Origin of the sequence: Rubripirellula amarantea (assembly GCF_007859865.1) — a bacterium.
Taxonomy (GTDB): domain Bacteria; phylum Planctomycetota; class Planctomycetia; order Pirellulales; family Pirellulaceae; genus Rubripirellula; species Rubripirellula amarantea.
The window spans coordinates 1,457,924-1,481,604 of the sequence record NZ_SJPI01000001.1; the positions used below are offsets into that span (position 1 = coordinate 1,457,924).

At 52.6% G+C, this 23,681-nt stretch carries 16 protein-coding genes; 8 read left to right on the forward strand and 8 right to left on the reverse strand.

The window, feature by feature from the left end; translation table 11 throughout:
* The first annotated feature begins 3 nt into the window (after positions 1 to 3).
* The gene (gene hrpA / locus Pla22_RS05270) at positions 4 to 3,966 is read left to right on the forward strand and encodes an ATP-dependent RNA helicase HrpA (RefSeq protein WP_146513689.1); all 3,963 of its coding nucleotides are present in this window, start codon (positions 4 to 6) and stop codon (positions 3,964 to 3,966) included.
* A gap of 14 nt (positions 3,967 to 3,980) precedes the next feature.
* Here the strand turns inward: hrpA and Pla22_RS05275 are convergent, their stop codons facing one another.
* The 3 genes from Pla22_RS05275 to Pla22_RS05285 form a co-directional block, all read right to left on the reverse strand.
* Positions 3,981 to 4,661, reverse strand: coding sequence for a hypothetical protein (locus Pla22_RS05275; RefSeq protein ID WP_146513690.1), 681 nt, complete (start codon positions 4,659 to 4,661; stop codon positions 3,981 to 3,983).
* A 121-nt stretch (positions 4,662 to 4,782) separates the two neighbouring features.
* Positions 4,783 to 6,030 (reverse strand): DUF1559 domain-containing protein, encoded by a 1,248-nt coding sequence (locus Pla22_RS05280; RefSeq protein WP_146513691.1) that lies wholly within the window; start codon positions 6,028 to 6,030, stop codon positions 4,783 to 4,785.
* Between the two features lie 467 nt (positions 6,031 to 6,497).
* A complete protein-coding gene (locus tag Pla22_RS05285) occupies positions 6,498 to 6,791 on the reverse strand; it encodes a DUF1294 domain-containing protein (RefSeq protein WP_242631806.1) in 294 nt (97 codons plus the stop codon).
* A 23-nt stretch (positions 6,792 to 6,814) separates the two neighbouring features.
* On the opposite strand from Pla22_RS05285, the gene Pla22_RS05290 reads away from it, so the two are divergent.
* The 7 genes from Pla22_RS05290 (at position 6,815) to Pla22_RS05320 (ending at position 18,947) form a co-directional block, all read left to right on the forward strand.
* Positions 6,815 to 8,764: an AAA domain-containing protein gene (locus Pla22_RS05290; RefSeq protein WP_146513693.1), complete on the forward strand. Its 1,950-nt coding sequence runs from the start codon at positions 6,815 to 6,817 to the stop codon at positions 8,762 to 8,764.
* A 215-nt stretch (positions 8,765 to 8,979) separates the two neighbouring features.
* Positions 8,980 to 10,077 (forward strand): DUF937 domain-containing protein, encoded by a 1,098-nt coding sequence (locus tag Pla22_RS05295; RefSeq protein ID WP_146513694.1) that lies wholly within the window; start codon positions 8,980 to 8,982, stop codon positions 10,075 to 10,077.
* Positions 10,078 to 10,223: 146 nt separating this feature from the next.
* A complete protein-coding gene (locus Pla22_RS05300) occupies positions 10,224 to 11,177 on the forward strand; it encodes an alpha/beta hydrolase (RefSeq protein ID WP_146513695.1) in 954 nt (317 codons plus the stop codon).
* Between the two features lie 52 nt (positions 11,178 to 11,229).
* Positions 11,230 to 11,916 (forward strand): tetratricopeptide repeat protein, encoded by a 687-nt coding sequence (locus tag Pla22_RS05305; RefSeq protein WP_146513696.1) that lies wholly within the window; start codon positions 11,230 to 11,232, stop codon positions 11,914 to 11,916.
* Between the two features lie 297 nt (positions 11,917 to 12,213).
* Positions 12,214 to 14,832, forward strand: coding sequence for an ATP-dependent Clp protease ATP-binding subunit (locus Pla22_RS05310; RefSeq protein ID WP_146513697.1), 2,619 nt, complete (start codon positions 12,214 to 12,216; stop codon positions 14,830 to 14,832).
* A gap of 165 nt (positions 14,833 to 14,997) precedes the next feature.
* A complete protein-coding gene (locus Pla22_RS05315) occupies positions 14,998 to 15,687 on the forward strand; it encodes a tetratricopeptide repeat protein (protein WP_146513698.1) in 690 nt (229 codons plus the stop codon).
* 167 nt (positions 15,688 to 15,854) lie between these two features.
* Positions 15,855 to 18,947 carry a PVC-type heme-binding CxxCH protein gene (locus tag Pla22_RS05320; protein ID WP_146513699.1) on the forward strand — a complete coding sequence of 1,031 codons (3,093 nt, stop codon included), beginning with the start codon at positions 15,855 to 15,857 and terminating at the stop codon, positions 18,945 to 18,947.
* 24 nt (positions 18,948 to 18,971) lie between these two features.
* On the opposite strand, the gene Pla22_RS05325 is transcribed toward Pla22_RS05320, so the two are convergent.
* From Pla22_RS05325 to Pla22_RS25150, 5 genes are read right to left on the reverse strand one after another with little or no spacing between them, the layout of a single operon-like run.
* Entirely contained in the window at positions 18,972 to 20,066 is a 1,095-nt protein-coding gene (locus tag Pla22_RS05325; protein ID WP_146513700.1) for a hypothetical protein, read from the reverse strand.
* The gene (locus Pla22_RS05330; RefSeq protein WP_165440520.1) at positions 20,063 to 21,706 is read right to left on the reverse strand and encodes a flavin monoamine oxidase family protein; all 1,644 of its coding nucleotides are present in this window, start codon (positions 21,704 to 21,706) and stop codon (positions 20,063 to 20,065) included. The genes Pla22_RS05325 and Pla22_RS05330 overlap by 4 nt, the downstream gene beginning before the upstream one ends.
* Positions 21,703 to 23,223 (reverse strand): polyamine aminopropyltransferase, encoded by a 1,521-nt coding sequence (locus Pla22_RS05335; protein WP_146513702.1) that lies wholly within the window; start codon positions 23,221 to 23,223, stop codon positions 21,703 to 21,705. The genes Pla22_RS05330 and Pla22_RS05335 overlap by 4 nt, the downstream gene beginning before the upstream one ends.
* A gap of 11 nt (positions 23,224 to 23,234) precedes the next feature.
* Complete coding sequence (locus tag Pla22_RS05340) at positions 23,235 to 23,513, reverse strand: DUF350 domain-containing protein (RefSeq protein WP_146513703.1); 279 nt, start codon at positions 23,511 to 23,513, stop codon at positions 23,235 to 23,237.
* Positions 23,513 to 23,680 carry a hypothetical protein gene (locus Pla22_RS25150; protein ID WP_165440521.1) on the reverse strand — a complete coding sequence of 56 codons (168 nt, stop codon included), beginning with the start codon at positions 23,678 to 23,680 and terminating at the stop codon, positions 23,513 to 23,515. Before Pla22_RS25150 ends, Pla22_RS05340 begins: the two co-directional genes overlap by 1 nt.
* Position 23,681 lies beyond the last annotated feature (1 nt).

A 23,681-nucleotide genomic window follows, 5' to 3' on the forward strand; every position in this document is an offset into this window, starting at 1 on the left:
CTCATGAATTCCCACGGTCCGATCAAACCAACGAGCCCCGCTCTGTCCGCCAAGGCAGACCCGCTGCCGGCGGCCAATGACAATCGTGACGTGGAAGTCAAGGTTGAGTTTCCCGATGAGCTTCCGATCACGGCGCATCGAGAACAGATTGTTGAACTCATACGCAGCCAGCAAGTCATTGTCGTTTGCGGTGAAACCGGCAGCGGAAAGAGCACGCAACTGCCAAAGTTCTGTCTTGAAGCTGGACTCGGGCGTAACCGCATGATCGGCCATACGCAGCCACGTCGACTGGCCGCCCGCAGCATCGCCACTCGGCTTGCTGAGGAATTGTCGACGAATCTCGGCGATCAAGTCGGCTACAAAGTCCGCTTCGGTGATCAAACCAGCGACAAGACGCTAATCAAATTAATGACCGACGGCATTTTGCTAGCCGAGACGGGATCGGATCGTTCGCTCGACGCCTACGACGCGATCATCATTGACGAAGCGCACGAGCGGTCATTGAACATCGACTTTTTGATGGGCTATTTGCGTCGGCTGCAAGATAAGCGACCGGACCTCAAAATCATCATCACATCGGCAACGATTGACGCTGAACGTTTTGCCGAACACTTTTCTAAGGATGAAGTTCCTTGCCCCATCGTCAACGTAGAAGGACGTGGATATCCGGTGGAACTAAGGTACTTGCCGTGGGAAGAAATAGTCGACGATGAGACTCGGGGTTACGATCTATCGCGTCATGTGATCGAAGCGATCAATCAACTCTCTCGGAGTGGCGAAGGCGACACGCTCGTCTTCCTTCCGACCGAACGTGACATCCGCGAAGTTTCGCACCGCGTTGCCGGTCACTACAAACGTCTCGGATTGACGGGACGTGTCGACCTGCTGCCGCTCTACGCCCGCTTGCCTCAATCACAACAACAACAGATTTTTTCGCCCAATGGTAAGAAGCGAAGAATCATTTTTGCCACTAACGTCGCCGAGAGTTCATTAACGGTGCCGGGAATTCGGTACGTGATCGACAGCGGCACCGCCCGAATCAGCCGCTACAGTTCCCGAAGCAAAGTGCAACGATTGCCGATTGAGCCCATCAGTCGTGCAAGCGCGAACCAGCGTGCGGGACGCTGTGGTCGGGTCGGTCCAGGCATTTGTGTTCGCTTATTCTCGCTTGATGACTTTGAAAATCGCGAAGCTTTCACGACACCGGAAATTCGCCGAACCAATTTGGCGTCCGTTGTACTGCAAATGAAAACACTCAAGCTTGGACGGCTTGAAGACTTTCCACTGCTCGATCCGCCTCGTCCTGAAGCCATCCGCGAAGGATTGAGGACACTTACGGAGCTCGGCGCAATTGACGATCGTCACGAGCTGACCTCCATTGGCAAGAAACTTGGCCGGATGCCGGTCGATCCACGGGTGGGAAGAATTATCCTCGCTGCCGACGAAAATGGTGTTCTTGCCGAGGTGTTACCCATTGCCGCTGCGATGGAGATTCCCGACCCTCGCGACCGTCCGCCTGAAAAACAACAAGCCGCTGACGAAGCTCATTCTGATTTCACCGATTCGCAAAGCGACTTTCTTTCCTACTTACGACTATGGCGTCACTACGAAACCGCACGCAGCGATTTCGGGCGCAGCAAACTCGATCGAACTCTTAAGAAGCAATTCCTTTCTCCAACCCGGATGCGAGAATGGTCAGACATCTACCGACAACTTCGCGAGATGGCTTCGCAAACGTTAGGCGATAGAAAACAGAAGCGTTCCATTGGCAAAATTCGATACCTCGACGTGAACGATAAGTTTGTCGTTAGTGCGGACCACTACGAAGCGATTCACCGTTCGTTGCTCGCAGGATTGCTTTCCGGTGTTGCTCTTGCCGGTGACAAGAATCAATACACGGGTGCTGGCGGCTTGAAGCTATTTTTGTGGCCCGGCAGCGGTGTATTCGCGAGCAAACCCAAATGGATCGTAGCCGCCGAGCTTGTCGAAACGGCAAAGACGTTCGCCCGCACGGTCGCTAAGGTGCAACCACTATGGATTGAGCAGGTCGGTGCTCACTTGCTAAAGGCCTCGCACTACGAACCCCACTTCAGTGGCAAGTCAGGCGGCGCATTCTGTTTCGAAAATCGAACGTTGTTTGGCTTGCCCATCGTAGTCCGCCGTCGCGTGCCTTTAGCACCGATTGACCCTGCTACTGCGAGAGAGCTTTTGATCGAAACGGGTCTTACCGGCCGTGAGCTCAGAACCAATGCTCGATTTTTCCGAAGCAATCAAGCCTTAGCCACGGCGATTGAAACCCTAGCCGCCAAGACACGTCGCCGCGACATGGTCATTGATGACTACGTTGTTGCACAATTTTACAACGAACGACTGCCACAAGACGTCATCGACCGCGCTTCGTTGGAAAAGTACGATCGCAATCTGGCAGTTCCCTCATGGGCCAAGTCGCTTTCCAGTTCTGCTGCGGTATCAGCTTGGCTTGCCGATCCGCCGCCGCTAGATAAATCGACCGATGCCAAGGCTACCGTTTACATGCGGCCGGATGATCTTATCAAGCCGGAATTAGAAGTCCTTGATGGTGATGCTTTTCCTGATGAGTTGGTGGTCGGAAGCACGCGATTGCCGTTGAAGTATCACTTTGAACCAGGATCTGAACGCGATGGAGTAAACGTCACGATTCACCAAGCCGCCGTCTCGCAGATCAGTGATGATCGATTGGGTTGGCTTGTTCCAGGTCTGCTGCACGAGAAGATTGTCAGTCTGATTAAGTCGTTGCCCAAGCGAATCCGTCGCAACCTAGTTCCCGCATCGGACACGGCAACAAAGATCGTTGACGACCTTTCTAAGGTTTATGGTCAAGCACCGTTCATGCAAACGGTTTGTGAGGCGATCAGCAGGTACGCCGAAATGCCGGTATCGCCAACGGACTTTCAAGACGACAAACTTCAATCGCACTTAGATTTCTTGGTCACCGTCGTGGACGACGAAGGTGAAGCGATTGCGGAAGGTCGATCGATCACACCGCTCGCAGCTAAGGTTCTAAAGACATCATCCGAGACAAGCTCCACAACTGCTGAACCAGTATCTGATGTTGATGGCGAACCATGGTCTCGATCTAAAATGACCACGTTCGACATTGATGAACTTCCACCTGAAGTCGTGCGAACGCGAGGGGGCGTTCAGGTCGCGCAGTATCCGGGATTCATCATTGACGGTGATTCCGTGGCAACAACGCTTTTTCCCGATCGTTCTTCAGCCGAAACCTCCCTTGGTCTCGGCTGCGTCACCTTGTTTGCGAATGCGGAAAAAAAGGAATTGCGAGGTCAAGTTCGTTGGTTGCCAGCATTGGAACAAGCGCGCATCAAATTATCGGGAACCGTATCAGCGAAAGACCTTGAAAATGCTCTCGTGCATTTGCTTGCTCGCATCGCGTTCGTGGAATCTCAACCGCCAGTTCGCACACAAGCCGAGTTTGATCGCCGACGAAGTGAGCGTGGCCGACGGATCGCGGAAGCGACTCAGGAAGTGGCTAGCTGGTTGACTGCTACGGCCGACCAAATGTTCGAGGTGCGTAAAGCTCTCGAGTCGTTCAGCGGGGATGGAAGGTATAGCAGTGCCGTGAACGACATTCGAAATCAATTGAGTTGGCTGACGTTCCCTGGTTTTCTTTCGAGCGTTCCGTGGGCATGGCTTGTTCATTACCCACGGTACTTCAAGGCAATCGTCTATCGGCTCGACAAGATTCGCAGCGGCGCGGCATCGAAGGATGCTGAATCGCAAGCCGTGGTCGCGGCACTTTGGTCGCGATGGGAACAGCAACTCGCTCCCCTGCCCTGCTCTCCCGAAACTCAAGCCAGTTCGGAATTCCGATGGTTGATTGAAGAGTTGCGAGTCAGCCTGTTTGCTCAGCCACTAGGAACATCGACGAAAGTTTCACCCAAGCGATGCGAAAAGCTGCTCAAGTGAGTCCATGTGTTCGCCTAGAGATCGTCTGAGTTTTCGAACTCTTCACTAAGTTTGATGGGGGGCCCCGGTCCTTCACGGTCGATATCCCGAATCCACTCGTCGGGCGATTCGTCCGCGAAAATGATCTGATACTCGATTTGCTTCGGCGAAATCCCATCGAGAAGGAATACCGTTAGCGGTTCCTGGTCATCGGTGGCGTTCTTGATGAACTCGTACATCACCCGACCACGTGTGAGCCACTCGCGTCGCTCTTTTGTTTTGGTGTACTCCATGGCCACAAGGTCGATGTCGACGGCTTGATTGAGGAGGCTGCCATCTGCTTTACGCTCATACCGCCAATGCGATCGGTTGTCAGCGTCTTCGGCTTTTCCGTGCCATTGTCCGATCAACAAATCCCTTTGGTTGGGCAAGGGCGCTCGAGCGAGGTATCCGTTGTAAACCGCTTTGCCATCCGCTGTCAGACTCTCTTCGAATTCTTTGATCGCTTTGACAAAGTCCCTGTCCATCGCGGCTACTGATGCTTGATTTGCCCCGGTTGCTTGATCCAACGCAGCCGCGGGGGGCGTAGCCGATTCTTGAGCGGCTGTGGATGCGGTTGCGTCTTGAGCTCTGCACGAGTGGGGAATCGTCACCTGCAGGAGTGTCAACGCCAAACCAAACGGAAGTGCAAGCATGTGAACGTGATAGAAGGACACAGACGACCTCATACTAAGCCTCTTGATGAACGAAAAGAATTCATATCGCTTTGCGGCGCGTCAATGATCGACACGTCCAACGAAACGCACTCGTTCTACAGTATGATTGCGGGAACTGCGATTAGATATCCTCGTCAATGATTTCGTAGTTTGCTCGCGTACCGAGCGCTCCCCACAAGCCAAATGGACTTTTCGAGCCTGCGGGTGCATCACTATTTGCACCTGCCGAAAGCGCATCGCAGTACACGCATTGGCTTCGGGAATCACCAGCGTCTATCGAGTCGCTAATGAAACGAACGGCTCCATCACCCATTAAAATGTGGCACCCGCCGACATGACGGCTGCTCGGCGGGACCACGCCGCGGGTATCCGTATGACCCGCTAAACAAACTTCGGAATTCGGCGGCAAGATCGTGTTGAACTGAGTCTGAAGCGGATGAAAGATTGCCCATCGATATCCGCGACGTGTGACTTCTGCGCCGGCAATGACATAATCAGGATCCCAATACTTAGGCCGATCGGGATCGATTTGAATGGGTGAATCTTCATCAGCACACGTTTTGGGGTTATCCAAAACAGTGATGGTTCCGCCATTATTGGTCGAAGCGTGAGTACGTATGTCACGGTCTCCCAAATCGGTCGCAATTTCGCCGAAGAAAATTGTGTTGGATAGCCCGTCAACGATGTCACGAAACGCCATCGACTTCCGCGGCACGAATGCGCCTCGAAGTCCACATCGGGCACGTTTCATTTGCCGTTCGTCTGTTTCGTACTCCCATCGGTCGGCGCTGGTGTTCCAAATGGTGACACCATTTTCGGCATCATAAAAACTGTCTCCGGTGCACGCGGCGTAGTTGGTGCGTCCCATTGACGGCAAACCAAAGCCGGGATCACTAGGGCAGCGAAATTGAGGAATTTCGGTGACCCATGGTCGATACTCGAATTGTGCTGCCCTTGGACCAAAGGCGGGCCAAGTTCGATTGAGCTTATCAGTCATCGGGTTGCTAATATCTTCCCAAAGACCTTGCTGTTCGACGAAGGGAAGGAGTCCGACAAGAAAACTCAGTTCGATTCGTGTGTAACCTCCACCACCACCGGGCGACTCATCACCGAACGCAGCACCAGCGCTATTGTCCCATTCGCGGGTTGGGCCGACGCCGTGGATCGGCATCTGTTTGAAAGCAGCGTGATAGTTGTGGACTGCGATTCCAAGCTGTCGATCGTTGTTACTGCAACTCATTCGCCGAGCTGCCTCACGTGCCGCTTGAACAGCAGGCAACAAAAGTGCGATCAGAATGCCGATAATCGCGATGACCACTAACAATTCGATCAGAGTGAACGCCGATGGTGTTGTTCGTTTGCTCTTCATTTTCACACGTTGGTGGACTGACGAGTACTGGCGTTATTGATCTTCTTCGGACGTTTCCGAAAGTTCCAAGTCCTGACGGGCTAATTCCGTCATGTCTCGGAAGGATTGATCTGAGGTTTCTTCCAAGACTTGATTCGGAGCAGGACCACACCCCGGACAAGCCATTAACAACCCAGACGACAAAATTGAGATGAAGCCTACGAAACACCCAGAACGGAATTTGATACTCATCACCTCGAGCGACCACTTTGCTACGCGGGACAACTGCTTGAATCCCGCACATTGTTGCAAGTCCGAGGTTCAGATCAATGTAATTTTGTTCAATTTCTTGCAAACATCATCCAGAAACGTGCGGTTGGCCGTAGCCAAACATGCTCGGCACTGTGGTTCGTGAACCTCACCATCCCGAACCAATGAGCGCGTGCCGTGCGTCATCCTATCCGAGACCACGTACCTTACAGCCGGGACTACGTTGGCCAAAAAAGGTAGGCCAATACGACAACAACCGCCAAATGAAGAGCCGCAACGATCACGAATTTAGCTCGAAAGCTAACTTTTCGAGTCTTGTGACGTAGGAGTCTTCCCGCAACGAGTCCCCCGGGCCATCCGCCGGCGAGCGACCACGCCAACAACGTGGATTCCGAGATCCTTGGCTGTTGATTCGTCGCAGCACGCTTGTCCCAAGCGAACAGGCCAGCCGTAATGCTGCTAACAACAACGGTCCAACCTAAAAACAACAATGAAGCTAGAATGGGGCTCACGACATACTCAATGATGGAATTGCATGGCTTTTGGTAAGAAAAAGACGAAGACGAATCAGTTAACCCAAACCCCCATCCCGCGACTCGAAGACGCTATCTCAGTTGATGACTACTTTGACATACTCGGCGTGTGGTTGGAACTCGAAGCGGAAGCAGAACGAGAGCGACTAGCTCGCCGTCGGCAAATCCGTAATCAGTCGGACGTTGAACGAACGGGCGAAACTCTCGTTCGAATGAATCTTATCGATCACCAAACGGGATTGGCGGGTCGTTTGCTTTTGGACTTTGCAAAGCCTGGTGCGTCGCCTTTGCCCATGAACCGACTTAAGGTTGGCTCGCCAGTAGTCGTTTCCAATGACAGCGATCCAAGCGACAAGGGAGTCGCGGGTGTCGTCAGTCGCCGCAAATCGAATTCGATCCAGGTCGCTACCCAACAATGGCCCGAAGGCGATAACTTCCGCATTGATGCATCGCCAGACGAATCCACGCGTCGTCGACAAGTGGCCGCCATGGCAAAGATGCGATCGGCGACCGGTCGAACCAAGAACTTGCGCGACGTGCTGTTGGGTACTCGCCCGTTAAGGTTTGCAAAACCCGAAAGCCTGGAATTGTTTTCGCAACTCAATCCTCCTCAGCGTGAGGCTGTCGAGTTCGCGATGTCCGCGAAGGATGTTGCGATCATCCATGGACCACCGGGAACTGGTAAGACGACCACATTGGCTGAATTGATTTACCAAGCTGTTCTATCAGGCGACAAAGTGTTGGCATGTGCCGCCAGCAATACAGCGGTAGACAACTTGCTTGAACGACTTGTGGCAATGATGCCGAACGTTTTACGGGTGGGGCATCCCGCTCGCGTGTTCGAATCGCTGCGCGGACACACTCTCGATGGCTTGGTCGATGATGATCCGGGCACCGAGGTAATCGCTGATATGCGACGTGAAGTGAAGGAACTGATGCAAGCGGCTTCTCGTGATTTCCGTGGGCGAGATGGATACAAACGTCGTCGGGAAATCATCGCCGAGGCAAACGAGCTTCGTGGGCAAATTCGTGGCTTCGAACGCTCCATCATCCGCGGGGTTCTGGACAGAGCCGATGTGATTTGCACCACGACCACGGTCGACGATGACTTACTAGGGGATCGTGAGTTCGACACCGTTGTCGTTGACGAAGCCTGTCAAGCGACCTTACCGAGCATTTGGCAGGCTGCGTTGCGGGCGGATCGTTTGATATTGGCTGGCGATCACCAACAATTGCCACCAACCATACTAAGCGACCCGGCATCCAAGGCAGGGATGAACCTATCCTTGATGCAGCGTCTGGTCGAACGAGAAGGCGAGCAAGTTTATCGACGATTGAAAGTGCAGTATCGAATGCACGAATCGATCATGCAGTTTTCCTCGGACCATTTCTACGATGGTGATTTGGTGGCTGATGCTTCCGTTCGAGCTCATCGACTTTGTGATCTGCCCAACGTCGCCGAGTCCAATATTACCACCGATACGATTCAGTTCATTGACACCGCTGGCGCCGAGTACGACGAGGAGCTTGAACAACATGGTGAAAGTAAGCTCAATCCAAAAGAAGCCAATTTGATCGTCCGCTTAGTGAAAGAAGTGATGGATAGTGGTGTTCGAGCCGATCAAATCGCCGTCATTGCTCCCTATGCCGCCCAGGTTCGCGCGATTCGAAATCGATTGGACGATCACGAGATTGAAATCGATACTGTCGACGGATTTCAGGGTCGTGAAAAAGAAATCGTTTTGATCACAATGGTGCGAAGCAATGCTGAAGGTGAGATCGGTTTTCTCGCTGACACGCGTCGAACAAACGTGGCAATCACGAGAGCTAGACGGAAATTGGTGATCGTTGGCGATAGCGCGACTTTGGGACGGAACCCCTTCTATGCCAAGTTGTTGGAGCACTTCGAAGCTTGCGACGCTTATCGTTCCGTCTGGGAATATGCGGAGTAGACGCTTCGCAACTTATTCGTAAGTCGTTGTTGAATCATTCTGATTCTTACGAGCACAAGCAGCGACAGCGATCAAACTTAAAGGCTTCGCACTGATAGCCCGTAAAGTTCATCACCCCTATGCTTCAACTAATTATTGATCGCGCTGAGCCGAATTTTGTAAGGCGGTGTTGCGTGATTGTACTTTTCTCTTGGATTTAAGCTGCGGTAATAACTATGTCAATGAACATGATGGAAATTCTAAAAGGACAACTTGGTGGCATGGTTGCCGGTCAGCTAGGCAAAGCGGTGGGACTTGATCAATCGCAAGCCGAATCGGGAATCGGCGCGCTACTACCGACCATTCTAGGCGGACTGATAAAACAAGTCTCTACACCCGAGGGTGCTGGAAAACTCGATCAAGCGTTGGAGTCGGACGATTACGACGGCGGTATGTTCGACAACATTACGGACATGCTTTCCGGCGGCAACGCCGGTGGGATATCTAACGCCGGTGGCGGAGTGATCGAAATGTTGTTTGGAAACAAAGTTGGCATGATCGCCGAAATCATCGCAAAGGTCACGGGAATGAAGTCAGGTTCAGCAACTAGTTTGCTAGGCCTAATCGCCCCTTTGGTATTAAGCTTTCTCGGCAAGCAAAAGCGATCACTCGGCTTGGATAGCGGAGGGATGGCAAACTTGTTGATGAGCCAGAAAGATGAAGTGGCCAAAGCAATGCCCGCAGGTATGTCCAGCACGCTTGGGCTAACGAGTTTGGGATTCGCAGACACTCCCGCCGGTCGTCCCGCTGCCACACCATCAGCTCAACCCGTGGTCTCATCTGGCGAATCCGGTTTGGGCAAGCTCTTAATCCCATTGGCAATTTTGGCCGCGATAATTTTCGGTGCTTACAAGTTCCTCGGTGGTGGCGGTGAAGTTGTGCTTCCTGAACTTCCCGAGGTCAGCGTCCCCAACGTTGATTTGGGAGATGTTGAGGGCTCGCTGAGTTTGTCGCCCGCTGATGTGACCGGCAAACTAAAGGATGTTTTTGGTGGCTACACCGAAACGCTTTCAGGAATCACGGATGTGGATTCGGCCAAGTCAGCGATTCCAGAGATGGAAGGCCTCAACGAAAGGCTCGGCAGTATTTCGGGAATGCTGGATAAGCTTCCTGCGGGAATGAAAGATACAGTCACCGGCCAAATTGGTCCCATGGTTGAACCGATCACGGCAATGCTTGACAAAGTGATGGCGATTCCCGGTGTGGGCCCCATCCTGAAACCCGTTGTCGATGCGATGCTCTCTAAAGTCAGCATGCTTAAGGGTGAAGCCTGATCCCGTTCACCTTTCTGACTTGGTGTAACCCAAACCACTTCGCCAAATCTGAATCCGACTCAAACGCCCCCTCGTCGTGCTGTTTAGCTATGATGAACGGGGCGTTTTTCCGTATCATCCGAACCCAATTCATAAAGCTATTATCAATGCGAACTTTCCTGGTTGCGATCTGTCTACTGTGTTGGACAACGCCCAACGGATTTGGTGACGAGCCTGTTATTGAAAACCTTTGGCCCGACAATCCACCAGGCGTCAAAACGTCCAATCCAAGTGTCAATGATCTTCCCCGCTTGATCATCACCAAGGTGGAATCCAAGACGCCAACGGCGGCCGTGGTGATCCTTCCCGGCGGTGGCTATTGGGGGTTATCGATGACGAACGAGGGATATGACTTCGCGACATGGTTTGAATCGCTCGGTATCTCCAGCGCGATCTGCACGTATCGAGTTCGCGGCCCCGGCGAGTTCTTGAAGTGGGGCGAAGACAAGGGTGATGGCCCCGATTCGAAACCCGGTAATGATGGCGAAGGCTACGGGCACCCCTATCCAATGATGGACGCTCAACGTGCCATCCAAACGCTTCGCGCTCGGGCTCAAGAACTAAACATTGATCCCGACCGAATTGGGGTGATTGGTTTTTCCGCAGGCGGGCATTTGGCTTCGACCGTGTCCACTCACTTTGTCGAAGGAGATTCCAACGCGACTGACCCGATTAAAAAAGTCTCGTCGCGGCCAAACTTTAGCATCCTGTGTTATCCCGTGATTGGTCTCGGAAAACCCTACACTCACGGCGGTAGTCAAAAAAACCTTCTTGGCGATGATGCAGACGCCGATTTGATCGCGTCGTTGTCGAACGAAAGTCAGATCACCAAACAGACTCCACCCACCTTTTTGTTCCACACCGCTGAAGATTCAGCCGTGCCCGTCCAGAACAGCATTGAATACTTCATGGGTTGCCAGCGTGCTGGTGTTCAAGCGGAACTGCATGTCTTTCCGGTAGGTCGCCATGGGTTGGGACTGGCGAAAGGTTCGCCCGGTGCTGAACAGTGGCCGTCTTTATGCGAGCAGTGGTTAAGCCAACTTGGCGTCATCAACCCGTAGCTCGTCTCGTAATTCGTCTTGTCACGGGGTCTGTTTCACAGGTACTGGTTGAATGATGGAATCAGTGCATTACGTGACATGCTTGTGGCCGGGTTTGCCGGAACTTTGGTGGCGTGGGAGGCTTACGGCTTTACCCGCGGCGATCGCGTTTGCGTTGGCTGTCAATTTTGTTCTGGTCACACGCTTCATTTATCCCCAGTGGCTGCCTAGCGGATTGGCAACCATGGCCTTTTGGATTGGCTTGGTTGCATGGGGTTTTTTGATTTATCGCAACATTCGCGAGTTACCCGAAATTGTTTTTCCTCGCGCGGTTAGCGAAGAACCAGATGTTTTCCCGGCCGCCCAGCAGGCTTATTTAAAGGGAAATTGGAAGGTCACCGAACAACTGCTCAACGATGTGCTAGCAATTGAGCATCGTGACCCTCCCGCTCTGTTATTGCTTGCCGGTGTGTATCGAATCACCGAGCGATACGAATCAGCGGAGATGCTGATGAAGGAAATTGGCCGTTTGGAGGTTGCAGATGGCTGGTTCCTGGAAGTTGCCGCCGAGCAGCAGCGGCTCGAACAGGCCATTGAAAAGCAACGTTTGGCCGAATCCGAAATGGCGGATGAAAAGGAAACAGAGTCTGATCGCGAAGAATCTGAACGCGAAAAGCCAGATCACCGAGCACCTCAGCAGGACACTTCCGCTGCCGATCTGACAGAATCGGGTGATGATCAGCAGGGGATGGCGGCCTGAGCTTCGCCCTAGCTGGCAAACGCTAGTTTTGGCTAAGAAGGAAAAAATTTTGGTTGCTTATCCGGGTTCCCCAGAAGCTCCTATCCCCGAATTTTGACTTCACCGATAGAATCGGGGTGTGTGCCTCCTTTTCCAACCTTTGAGATTCACAGCAATGTGACGTCGGTTAGCAAGTAAAAAACGAGTTCGCAACCGAAAAAGAGATTTGTTCAGCCGCCTTTTCGTAGGTCATGGCGTGCAGTTTGCGTAGTGGTAGGATGCCTCGGCAAATTCGCCAGATTGACAGAGAGATAATTTATGTACGAACGATTTACCGACCGCGCCCGCAAGGTCATGCAACTGGCCAACCAAGAGGCTCAGCGGTTCAACCACGAATACATCGGAACTGAGCACATTTTGCTCGGACTCGTCAAAGAGGGCTCTGGCGTTGCGGCCAATGTCCTCAAGAACCTTGAGGTTGATTTGCGGAAGATCCGCCTCGAGGTCGAAAAGCTTGTCCAAAGCGGCCCTGAAATGGTCACCGTTGGCAAGTTGCCTCAGACCCCACGTGCAAAGAAAGTCATCGAGTACTCGATGGAAGAAGCACGCAACCTGAACCATTCCTACGTTGGCACCGAGCACATCCTGCTTGGCCTTCTTCGAGAACAAGAAGGTGTCGCTGCCCAGGTTCTTATGAACCTTGGATTGAAGCTTGACGATGTTCGTGAAGAGGTTCTCAATCTACTTGGCCACGGTCTTGAAGGTGCCGAAGTCGGCGAGCGTGGTGGACGCACCGGCGAAGGTGACAGCGGAAGTTCGTCATCGGGTAAGAGCGGCAAAAGCAAGACTCCAGCACTCGATTCATTCGGTCGCGACCTTACTGAACTTGCGAAGAAGGGTGAACTCGACCCGGTTATCGGCCGCGCTCGAGAAATCGAACGCGCCATCCAGATTCTTTGTCGTCGTACCAAGAACAATCCCGTTCTGCTTGGCGAAGCTGGTGTCGGTAAAACAGCGATCGTGGAAGGCTTTGCTCAAAAGGTCATTGAAGGCGAAGTGCCTGAGATCTTGGCCGACAAGCGAATCGTTGTTCTTGACCTTGCCATGATGGTTGCCGGTACCAAGTACCGCGGCCAGTTCGAAGAACGAATCAAAGCCGTGATGACGGAAGTTCGCCGCGTTAAGAATACGATTTTGTTTATCGACGAACTTCACACGCTTGTTGGTGCCGGTGGTGCGGAAGGTGCGATCGACGCGGCCAACGTGCTGAAGCCCGCATTGGCACGTGGCGAGATTCAATGCATCGGTGCGACAACACTCGATGAGTACCGCAAGTACATCGAGAAGGACAATGCTCTGGCTCGACGTTTCCAAGAAATCATTGTCGAACCGACTGGCAAGCAAGAAACGATCGAAATCCTGAAAGGACTTCGCGGTCGTTACGAAGAACATCACCGCGTTCAATTCACCGATGACGCCGTTGTGGCAGCAGTCGAAATGAGCGAACGTTACATCACTGCTCGCTGCCTTCCCGACAAGGCGATTGATGTGATCGACGAAGCCGGTGCTCGTGTCCGTTTGCGCACCATGACTCGTCCACCAGATCTTAAAGAGATCGACGAGGAAGTCGAAAAGCTGAACAAGGAAAAAGAAGACGCGGTTGCCAACCAAGACTTCGAGAAAGCCGCCAACCTGCGTGATCAGGCCGAGAAGCTTCGTAAGAAGAAAGACCAAATCACTCAGGAGTGGCGAGAAAAGTCTCAGCAAACCGATGGCGTCGTCGACGAAGAAGTGATTGCCGAAGTGGTCAGCAAGATGACGGGGATTCCGTTGACTCGATTGTCAACCGAAGACTCACTACGTCTGATGCAAATGGAAGCTGAACTTCACAAGCGAGTCGTCAGCCAGGACGCGGCAGTTACCGCCGTTTCCAAAGCTGTGCGTCGTAGCCGAAGTGGATTGAAAGATCCTAAGCGTCCGACAGGCTGTTTCATCTTCGCCGGTCCAACTGGTGTTGGTAAGACTTTGCTTGCCAAGGCACTGGCTGAATACATGTTCGGTGACGCAGACGCGCTCGTGCAAATTGACATGTCCGAATACATGGAAAAGCACAACGTTAGTCGTCTCGTCGGTGCCCCTCCCGGATTTGTAGGCTACGAAGAAGGCGGTCAACTGACCGAGAAAATTCGTCGTCGCCCGTACGCGGTTGTGCTCTTTGACGAAATCGAAAAAGCTCACCCCGACGTGTTCAACATGATGCTTCAGGTAATGGAAGAAGGTCGTTTGACCGATTCGTTCGGCCGAAACGTTGACTTCCGAAACACGATCTTGATCATGACCACCAATGCCGGTGCTGAAGCGATCAAGAACGAATCTTCGTTCGGTTTCCAAAAGCCAGACGATGATGCAAGTTACGATTCAATGAAGGCTCGCGTGATGGATCAAATCCAACGCGTCTTCCGACCTGAGTTCCTTAACCGATTGGATGATACGATTATCTTCCGTCACTTAAGCAAGGAAGACCTTAAGAGCGTCATCGACTTCGAATTATCGAAGGTTCGTGAGCGATTGCTTGACCGTGGATTGCATCTTGAACTGACCGATCACGCAAAAGAGTACTTGATCAAAGAAGGCAGCGACCTCGATTATGGTGCCCGTCCGCTTCGTCGCGCGATTGAGCAACGTATCGAAGATCCGTTGAGCGAAGAACTGCTTCAAGGCACGTTCGAAGGTAAGGATACCATCGTCGTCACTGCGATCTTGAACAACAAAGACGGTGACCTTATTGATCCGTCGAAGGTCACTTCAGACGAAAAGACCGGACGCCTTGTCGACGAGAACGGCGACCGGGTTAAGATCGTTCGCTTGGATTTCCAAAGTGAAACTCGCGGATTGCCTGAACCCGAACCCGTCGCTGCGGGTGAGGACTCGAAGTAGCCTCACTGGTTCGTTCTGCTAAAATCAACAACGCCAAGGTGCTTTCACCTTGGCGTTTTTTTGTATTCAGTGTTCCGTAACCGATGTGTCAGTCCCCATTATCACGATGCGATTCTCGGTGCTGGTACTTCGCAATGAATTGACGACTACCTAGCGAATTTTACCATGCATAGAACGCTGCTTTTGACGTTGATCGTGATCTCATCTACTGCCTTGGCCAACGAACCGGCGAATCGCAAACACTTGCAAACTGAGCGTCGCGATGCCGCACTTGAATCGATCACGGCGCGACTGGATTCGAACTCTTCGTCAAACATGTTGGCGGTATTGGGCGATGCGCAACTACGTGCGGGAAAGTACGACGAAGCCGTCAATACCTTCGAGCGGGTAATCACAGCCGACCCCGAATCCGAACCGCACCTTTGGCAATACGGAATCGCTCTCTTCTTTGCGCAGCGATACGCTGACGGAAAGCAACTTTTCGAAAAGCACCGCATCGTCAATCCTCACGATGTCGAAAATGCGGCATGGCACTTCTTATGCGTCGCCAAAGCATCCGATGTCGAACAAGCCAGAAAGATTCTGTTGCCAGCACCTGATGACCGGAGAGCTCCGATGAAAGAAATCCTTGAGCGTTTGCCCGGCGGAAGCGACCAAGCCATTGTCGATCGGATGAATCAGTTGCATGACGTCAACGCATCCTTTTATGGAAACCTTTACATCGGGCTGATCGCCGATGCCGAAGGCGATAAGGATACAGCCAAAAGATACATACGCCTTGCCGCCGAAACTCCGCTGTCGCATTACATGGCCGACGTCGCACGAGTCTATGACCAGTGGTTGGAAGACAAATAGGCTCCGCTGCCATTCCGCATCGACGACCTCTGTTGACGATAGGCTCGATGCCGCTTTCAGATACTTGACTGCATTGCTGATATACTTATCCGTCACCTTGGAAACTAATGTGACGGAGGTGCCAAAGCTCATTAGTGATTCACTCGACCACACAGGATCGCGAATCAATGCAGAATCGACTGGATCAAAAATCACTCGGCGTAAGCAAGTTAAATGGAGGTTTGGGTGTCGCAGCTTTGGTTGCAGTAGCCTGCGTCAGCATGCACTCGCTTATTGCCCATGCACAATCGAACGCAGGATCGCCACCCACCGGTCCCAGCGTCGAAGCATCGGCCGCTGCATTCAAGACCGATGGTCCGGTTCGAGTCGAAATCGCTGCTGCGGAACCCCAGGTGGTCGATCCGGTCGCGTTGCGATTTGACGTTCGTGGACGCATGTGGGTGATCGAGATGCGAGACTACCCAACGGGCCCCGCTCCAGGTGAAGATTTTGATGGTCGTATCAAAGTGCTCACCGACAACGATTCCGACGGTGTGTTTGAAACTGCAACGACGTTTGCCGACGGCTTAGTATTCCCCACGGGATTACAACCATGGCGTGAGGGAGTGATCGTTACTGTCGCCGGCAAGATTCAATTCATGATCGACACCGACGGCGATGGTCGTTGCGACAAGACCGAAGTTTGGTTCGAAGGATTCAGTGAAGACAACGAGCAACTACGAGCGAATCATCCGACTCTTGGGCCTGACGGAATCGTTTACGTGGCCAATGGGCTTCGTGGCGGTAAGGTAAGATCGGCCAACGCGAAATGGCCTGTTCGTGATACCGCGATTGATCTTAGCGGAAAGGACTTTGCGTTTAATCCCGACGGTGGCTTCTATGGCGCGGTGGCGGGCAACAGCCAGTTTGGGTTGACGATCGATGACTTCGGAAATCGCGTTGGATGTAGCAACCGGAATCCAGCGATCGAAACATTGTTAACGCTTAATGAGTTGGCTGACGATCGTTGGTCGGGACCGTCCGATGCACTGCACAATATCAGCAAGGTTGGTCCAGAATCTAAAGTGGTACCAATTGCCAAAGCGTGGACAACGAGCCACACCCATGAAGGCCAATTCAGTGCTGCGTGTGGTGTGACGATCGGGCTGGGAACAGCGTTGCCGGAAGGTTGGCAAAATGATCTGGTCGTCTGTGAGCCAACGTCTTACGCGGTCCAGCGGCAACAATTTGTAGATTCGAACGAAGGTAGGCGTGCGGAGCGTATTGATGCCGCAGGAGAAATGCTAGCCAGCAGCGATACTTGGTTTCGTCCCGTCGATACGACCGTGGGGCCCGATGGCGGGCTGTACATCGTCGATATGTGCCGCGCTGTCATTGAACATCCCGCTTGGGCGCCGACCGAACTCAAGGAACGCGAAGATGAACGTTGGGGGAACGCGCGGGGCCGGATATGGCGGTTGGTGGGAACCAACACATCAGCGACCAAGTCTGTCACCGTGCCGAGCGATGTCGCGAGTTGGACCGAGTGGTTGTGGCATCCCAACACATGGCAACGTCAAATGGCATCGCAGGTTCTTATCGATGAACGTTCGGAACTGCTGATCCCATTGCTTCTCGATCAACTTAAAGTCTCAACAGCAAGCTTAGCTTCATCAAGCCGCGCCGGTGGTGACGCGAGAGCGATTGCGTTGTTGGCGCGACGTGGTGCATTGACTCTTGAAATCTTGTCATCGTTCTTAGAGCATGCATCAGTCGAGTTGCGATGTCTTGTCATCAACCAAGTTCGTCGCATCAATCTCAACAGCAGGATCGACTCACTTTCCCAAGATCAATGGCTTCCCCGTTGGCTTTCGGATCCATCGCCGCGTATTCGTTTCGCAGCCATCGGATTAGCTGGTGATTGGATTTATCAATCGCCCACCAACGCAGATGTCGGTGACATTGCGAAGCTCATTGCACTGACGCCTCATCACGTCGCGATGACGCCTCACTTAACGAAACGCTTGGCTACTTTGTCACCGGACGTTGCTGCACAGGTCTTGATCGCCTACATGGATCTAGACCTGCCACAACCAGCGACCACTCAATCGCGAGACTGGGTCTTTCAAACTGCGCGCCGCGCTGCTTGGGGCGACGGATTTGGGGACGCGAGTAGTACAACCAAGGACCTGGAATCCCAACGACACGCTGAATCGGAGTTTGTCGACGCAAACGACGCGCGCCTGGCAGATGCTACCTTTCTCACTGCGGGATGGTGTCAAGGACATCTTGCCGCTCGCAGATCCCCATCAGAACAATTGTCTAAGCTTGGCCGTTCAATCGCCGCAAAATGGATTCTGCTAGCCAAACACCAATCCATAGGCATCGCATCTGATCCCGCGAAACCAATTGCCCTTCGAATGGCCGCGATCGACGTTGTCGAAGGATTTGAACTTCCGCGTGGTGATCTGTACGAGACGCTTCTAACTGGCAATAGTGCTTCGACGTTGCAGTTGAAAGTACTTCCGTGGCTATTGAAACATCATCAAGAAACAACGTTGCGTTGGATTGCCGAGAACGTGACGGGCATTGATCCGGAACTGCGTTTGAGTGTCATTGAGCAAATGACTCGCAACGATGAGATGGCTCTAACGCTTTTAACTTGGCTTGAGAGCGGTAGTTTACCAGCGACATTCGTTTCGCTTTCCCAAGCGGATCGTCTGACTCAGTTTAAGAACGATGATGTCGCAAGCCGAGCGAGCGAGATATTTCAGGCAGCTCGTAAAGATCGCTTGTCCGTAATCGCCGATTATCAGCGGTCGCTTAGCGGTACAGCCGACTTGGCGAATGGCAAGGCGTTGTTCGTTCAACACTGCGCGACTTGCCACCGAATCGGAGCCGTCGGAGTCGAAGTTGGACCAGACATCTCGGACAGTCGCACCAAGACTCCGGCGTCGTTGTTGACCGCGATCTTGGACCCCAGTGCTGCCGTGGACGCGGGATTCTTGGGCTATCAAGTCTTGTTGGTCGATGGTGTCGCTCATACGGGCTCATTAGTTTCACAATCCGACCAACATGTTTCGTTGATGTTGGCGGGTGGTGATACAAAGGTCTTTGATCGCGATGATATCGACCAACTGAGGTCCACAGGCATTTCGCTGATGCCCGAAGGTTTCGAACGAAACCTTTCCATTGTCCAAATGCGTCACTTGATTGGCTATTTAAAAGGATGGCGTTATCTCGGTCAGGGTGAAACAACGCTTGCGCTGGACAACCTTTGATCGCTCACTAGTGCTCGCGATCGCTTACTGCACGAGTTTCGAGAATCTCGTATTCGTTCGACGTCGCCAAATGAATCCGTCTAGCACGTAGTGTGTGATTTGAGGCACAGCAAGTAAGGGGACAAGGAAAAGTTGAACCGAGGTCAGGTCTAACGAACCGCCGAACAGCCATGTCCGTTCATGCCAGATTCCAGTGTCCCATAGCAGTTCTTCAAGATAGGCAAGAATCCAGATCACACCGAGAAACCGGACCAGGAAGCGGAGGTTCCCCGATCGCTCTCGAGGGCGGGCCTTCACCGAGTACCAATACACCAGAACCATGTAGGGGATCCCGTGAATGATCACGTTGGTCACGGTGAAAGCGTAATCAGAATCAAAAAGAATAATTCCTACGTACCAACACACTGCTGTCGTTAGCACGACGATGTCCTTGCCAGGATTGAATTGCTTTAGCGCGACTCCTTGGTAGATGGCTTTGCACGTGTACGCTGCCATGGCAGCCCAGTACATCGGCGCCGCGACGGTAGAGACGAAGTCTGGCAATTTCGCGAAGTCGCCTTCCAAGAACCAAAAAAACTTGCGAGGTAAATGCGTGTGCCAGTAGATGAGCGGGTAGACGGTAGCTAAGTAAATCGTCGTCGTGTCAATCCACTTTCCCCAACGGCCTGATTCGCCAGCGCGAGAACGATACAACGCCACCCAGCCGTATTGTTGACGAATAAAGTGAAACACTGCCAAATATGCGAGCAGTCGCCAAAACAGTGATGAGCTTTCGCTGTAGACCGCTATTCCCATCGCGAATGCCAGAATGGGCGTAAGACCATACAACCACGGTCGATTGACGAGCTCTTCGCGATCAAAGTAAACGCGAAACCCGGTTGAGTAAACGTGAGCGACGTCGATCATTAAGATCGCAACAATCCAAGTCCATTCCGGTGTCTCGCGATCAAGCAAACCCAGGGGCGCACCGATCGCAAGCAGTCCCAATGCGATGATCGCACTGCCTAGGAATGTGCAAAGATCGACCGATGGCGAAAACAACCACGGCAATGATTTTCCCGAGCAAGAATTATTGGACTCCGCCCTGCTCTCTTGTTCATAGTTTGACGCTAGGGTCATGACCTCGACGCCTTAGATGACGAAGTCCGTCGCATTAACTCACCGGCGACTTCGCTCGCGGCTCGAGTGCCGTGATCGAATGCTTCTTCCATCAATGGAATACCGCTTAGATCGGTTCCGGCGAAATGAATCGCACCTAAAGGACGAGCGGCTTCGCGACGACCTGGATGGTCGATGAAACCCACACCGGGTGTCACCATTGCGTGACCCCATCGCATCACGTCGATTCGATTGACCAGCGAACCAATGTCTGGATGAGCGACAAGCAAATCGCTCATTACGATATCCGACCAATGTTCCCAACCGAGCGAAAGAAGCTCTTTGCGAGAAAGTCTTCCGTCGGCAGCCGACATGGGGTAGTACCATGTCAGCACCGTTGAACCGTGGTCGTTTCCGGTTTGATGAGTGGACGTCACATAACCCAGTGAATTGCTACCGTAAATGACGTTGTCCCAGCACATGGGAAACCCGTGTTCTTGCGGCCGATCCGACAGATGCACATTCGCGACGACCCAGGCACTGTACTGAAAAGCCTTGCTCGCTTGCAAACGAGATGAGGGAAGATCAGAGATCAAGTGCGCAGCCATGTACTGCGGGGCTGCGAAGATCACTTGTTCACAGCGATGGGAATGCCATTGATTCGTCTTTACGTCGAGGGAGATGACCGTGACATCGCTCCCAGGGTTCTGTTCAACAGATGCGACGGCGTATCCCGATTGAATTCGATCGCCCGTATGATCGGCCAAGTGATGAACGATACGCCCGTTACCCTCTGGCCAGGTTATCACGGCTTGCGACTCTGAATCCTTTTCCCGTTGTCGCGCCGAAAAATAGAACAGACCGGCCCAAGCGCTCACTAATGATGGATTCACACCGTAGTCGTCGCGGCATGAGTAATCGACTAGCCATCGCAGTCGTTCGGATGTGAAACCATTCTCGTCCATCCACTGCGACATTGATTGCCGGTCCAATTTCATCGCTCGTGCATCGCGAGTCGTACGCGAAGTAGGAATCGTAAACAATCGTTGGCCCTGCTCGTCACGAGCGGAGACCCACTCATCTATCGCAGTCTGAAATCGGGCGAGCTGTTGCAAGTCTTCGTCGCTTGCACCTTGGCCGGGGTACAAGCCCTCATGCCAACGACCTTCAAAGAAAACGCGTTCCTCGGGATCGCGACAAAGGAACTGTTCACCGACGACCGGCTCGTCGTCATCACCGCCCGGTTCGATCACCTGCATCTCGCGAAACAACTCGATCAACGATCGGTTTTCGCGCATTGGCGTGGGAACATAGTGCGCTCCCCAAGGATAAGCGAACTTGCCACGTGAACCAGATTTCGCCGTCCCGCCCACGGCTTCTTCCAATTCCAACAACACAAAATCCTCGATCCCCTCGCGTCGAAGTTGCCAAGCCGCAGAGAGTCCCGCTATGCCACCACCAACAATCACAACACGGGTTCTATGCTCAAGCTTGCCGGTGGGAACATCCATCATGCGATCACGAAGACTGTGACCAATGGCGAAATTTGGATTCAGCAATTCGCCAGCAGGCACTTTAACATGACGATCGCAACCACCCATCGTCATGAATGACGAGCCAAGAATCGAAGCAATCAATTCGCGACGATTCAATGGTGTCATGGCTGGACGTTCCATTCACTCTCGTAGTACCGGACCAACACTTGATTGTTAAGTTGGTTGACCTCCGTTTCAACGCGACTCATATCGGCAGGTAGATCAAACAAATCGGACATTACTTCCTTGTTGAGAAACCGAAGTTCATCGATATCCGAAAGTACCGGTCGATCAAGTGGTTGATTGCGTGCTCGAGCGAGGCCGAATCCCCAAACGCCAAACGTCGGCACTGAAACTCGATACGGCAGAACCGTGAATCCCACCGATTCCATTGTTTGCAGCACGCACCAATAGGACTTTGGTGCCACCAATGGCGACGTGCACTGAATGCTTAAAACGGCGTCATCCTTCATTCGATCTGACAACATCCGAAAGAACCGACTTGTATAGAGTTTACCGATCGCAAATCCGTTGGGGTCGGGAAAGTCAATGATCACCGCGTCAAACTGCTGGCGGCACTCGCTAATCCACATGAACGCATCTCGGTTCACAACGGTGACGCGATTGTCATCATAGGCGTGATGGTTCAACTCTTTCATCGGAGGAAGACGGTTGGCCAAGTTTGTGATCGCCGGATCGATGTCGACCAATGTCACGGCCTTCACGGTCTCATACTTCAAGATCTCGCGAACAGCTAATCCGTCGCCACCGCCGAGCACCAGGACAATTTCAGGGTTTGGAATCGATGACATCGGTGGATGCACCAACGATTCGTGGTAGCGGTATTCATCGACAGAATTGAATTGCAAATGCCCATTGAGATGCAATTGAAAACCCCGGCTATTCTTGGTGACCACGATGCGTTGAAACGGCGTTTGTTCAGCGTAAACGATCGAACCAGAGAGCATATTTTCTTCGGACCAAGTCGTAATCGCATCGGATTTGATAATACCAATGACCAAAATACCGATCGCAAGCACGGCCCGTCCTCGCATGGCGCCTAGACCTCGTGGCGAAAGAATCGGTCGCAACAAGTAGGTCCCCCACAAACCGACTAGCGCATTGAGGATTCCAAACACTAACGACGTTCTCACCAAGCCTAGATAGGGCACCAGCAGAATAGGGAACATCAGCGATGCCAGCAGGGCTCCGATGTAATCAAACGTCAGAACTCGAGACACTAGGTCATTGAAGTCCAAATGTTCTTTTAAGATTCGCATCAGCAGCGGCAGTTCCAATCCCACCAATACACCGATTACGAACACTATTCCGAAAAGCAGAATGCGAAACCAGTCGATCCACGCGAACGCTACGAATAACAGCGGAGCTGAGGCGCCGCCGACCAAGGCGAGCGCCAATTCAACTTCGATGAATGTGCGAGCGAGTTTTTCTTCGACGTACTGCGATAACCAAGCACCCACACCAAGAGCAGACAGGTAGACACCAATTACCAGAGAAAACTGAGTAACCGAATCACCGAGTAGGTAGCTTGCAAGCGTGCCGGCAAGCAATTCATAGATCAACCCGCACGTGGCAATCGCCAGAACGTTAAGGTAAAGCAGAAACAGGGGGGCGCGATTCATAGAGCGAGCGATTAGCCCATGATTGCCGCGGCGATGATCAGAGAGATACCGATCACAATCGCGCTGACGATCATTGCCACCGCAGTATTGTGCTCTTCACCGATTTCTTTAATGATCGAAAACGGCGTTAGCTTCTCCATCAGCAGCAGCGACCCGAAGAATACGATCACGCCCACGAATGAGAAGATTAAAGCTGCGACCAAGTGTTGGCCAAGCATTTCCCAACTGGTACCGCTCGCTTGAACGACAACATCTTGCGCAAAAAACATTGCGACTGGCAAAGAAAACATTACTTACCTCCTCCATAGGAACCGCCATAAGAGCGTCCGGATGATGAATTATTGACGATGCCGAGGTCGGGTGCCTTCCAACCATACGCGGCAGCGAATGTGAACCAAATACAGACGGCTAATCCGAAGAACAAATACGTGTTGAAACAAATCGATTTAAAGCTCATG

Coding starts and splice junctions, on each gene's coding strand:
- hrpA (WP_146513689.1), top strand. CDS start 4: ATGAATTCCCACGGTCCGATCAAACCAACGAGCCCCGCTCTGTCCGCC.
- Pla22_RS05280 (WP_146513691.1), bottom strand. CDS start 6,030: ATGAAGAGCAAACGAACAACACCATCGGCGTTCACTCTGATCGAATTG.
- Pla22_RS05290 (WP_146513693.1), top strand. CDS start 6,815: ATGGCTTTTGGTAAGAAAAAGACGAAGACGAATCAGTTAACCCAAACC.
- Pla22_RS05295 (WP_146513694.1), top strand. CDS start 8,980: ATGTCAATGAACATGATGGAAATTCTAAAAGGACAACTTGGTGGCATG.
- Pla22_RS05300 (WP_146513695.1), top strand. CDS start 10,224: ATGCGAACTTTCCTGGTTGCGATCTGTCTACTGTGTTGGACAACGCCC.
- Pla22_RS05305 (WP_146513696.1), top strand. CDS start 11,230: ATGATGGAATCAGTGCATTACGTGACATGCTTGTGGCCGGGTTTGCCG.
- Pla22_RS05310 (WP_146513697.1), top strand. CDS start 12,214: ATGTACGAACGATTTACCGACCGCGCCCGCAAGGTCATGCAACTGGCC.
- Pla22_RS05315 (WP_146513698.1), top strand. CDS start 14,998: ATGCATAGAACGCTGCTTTTGACGTTGATCGTGATCTCATCTACTGCC.
- Pla22_RS05320 (WP_146513699.1), top strand. CDS start 15,855: ATGCAGAATCGACTGGATCAAAAATCACTCGGCGTAAGCAAGTTAAAT.
- Pla22_RS05325 (WP_146513700.1), bottom strand. CDS start 20,066: ATGACCCTAGCGTCAAACTATGAACAAGAGAGCAGGGCGGAGTCCAAT.
- Pla22_RS05330 (WP_165440520.1), bottom strand. CDS start 21,706: ATGACACCATTGAATCGTCGCGAATTGATTGCTTCGATTCTTGGCTCG.
- Pla22_RS05335 (WP_146513702.1), bottom strand. CDS start 23,223: ATGAATCGCGCCCCCCTGTTTCTGCTTTACCTTAACGTTCTGGCGATT.
- Pla22_RS05340 (WP_146513703.1), bottom strand. CDS start 23,513: ATGTTTTCTTTGCCAGTCGCAATGTTTTTTGCGCAAGATGTTGTCGTT.
- Pla22_RS25150 (WP_165440521.1), bottom strand. CDS start 23,680: ATGAGCTTTAAATCGATTTGTTTCAACACGTATTTGTTCTTCGGATTA.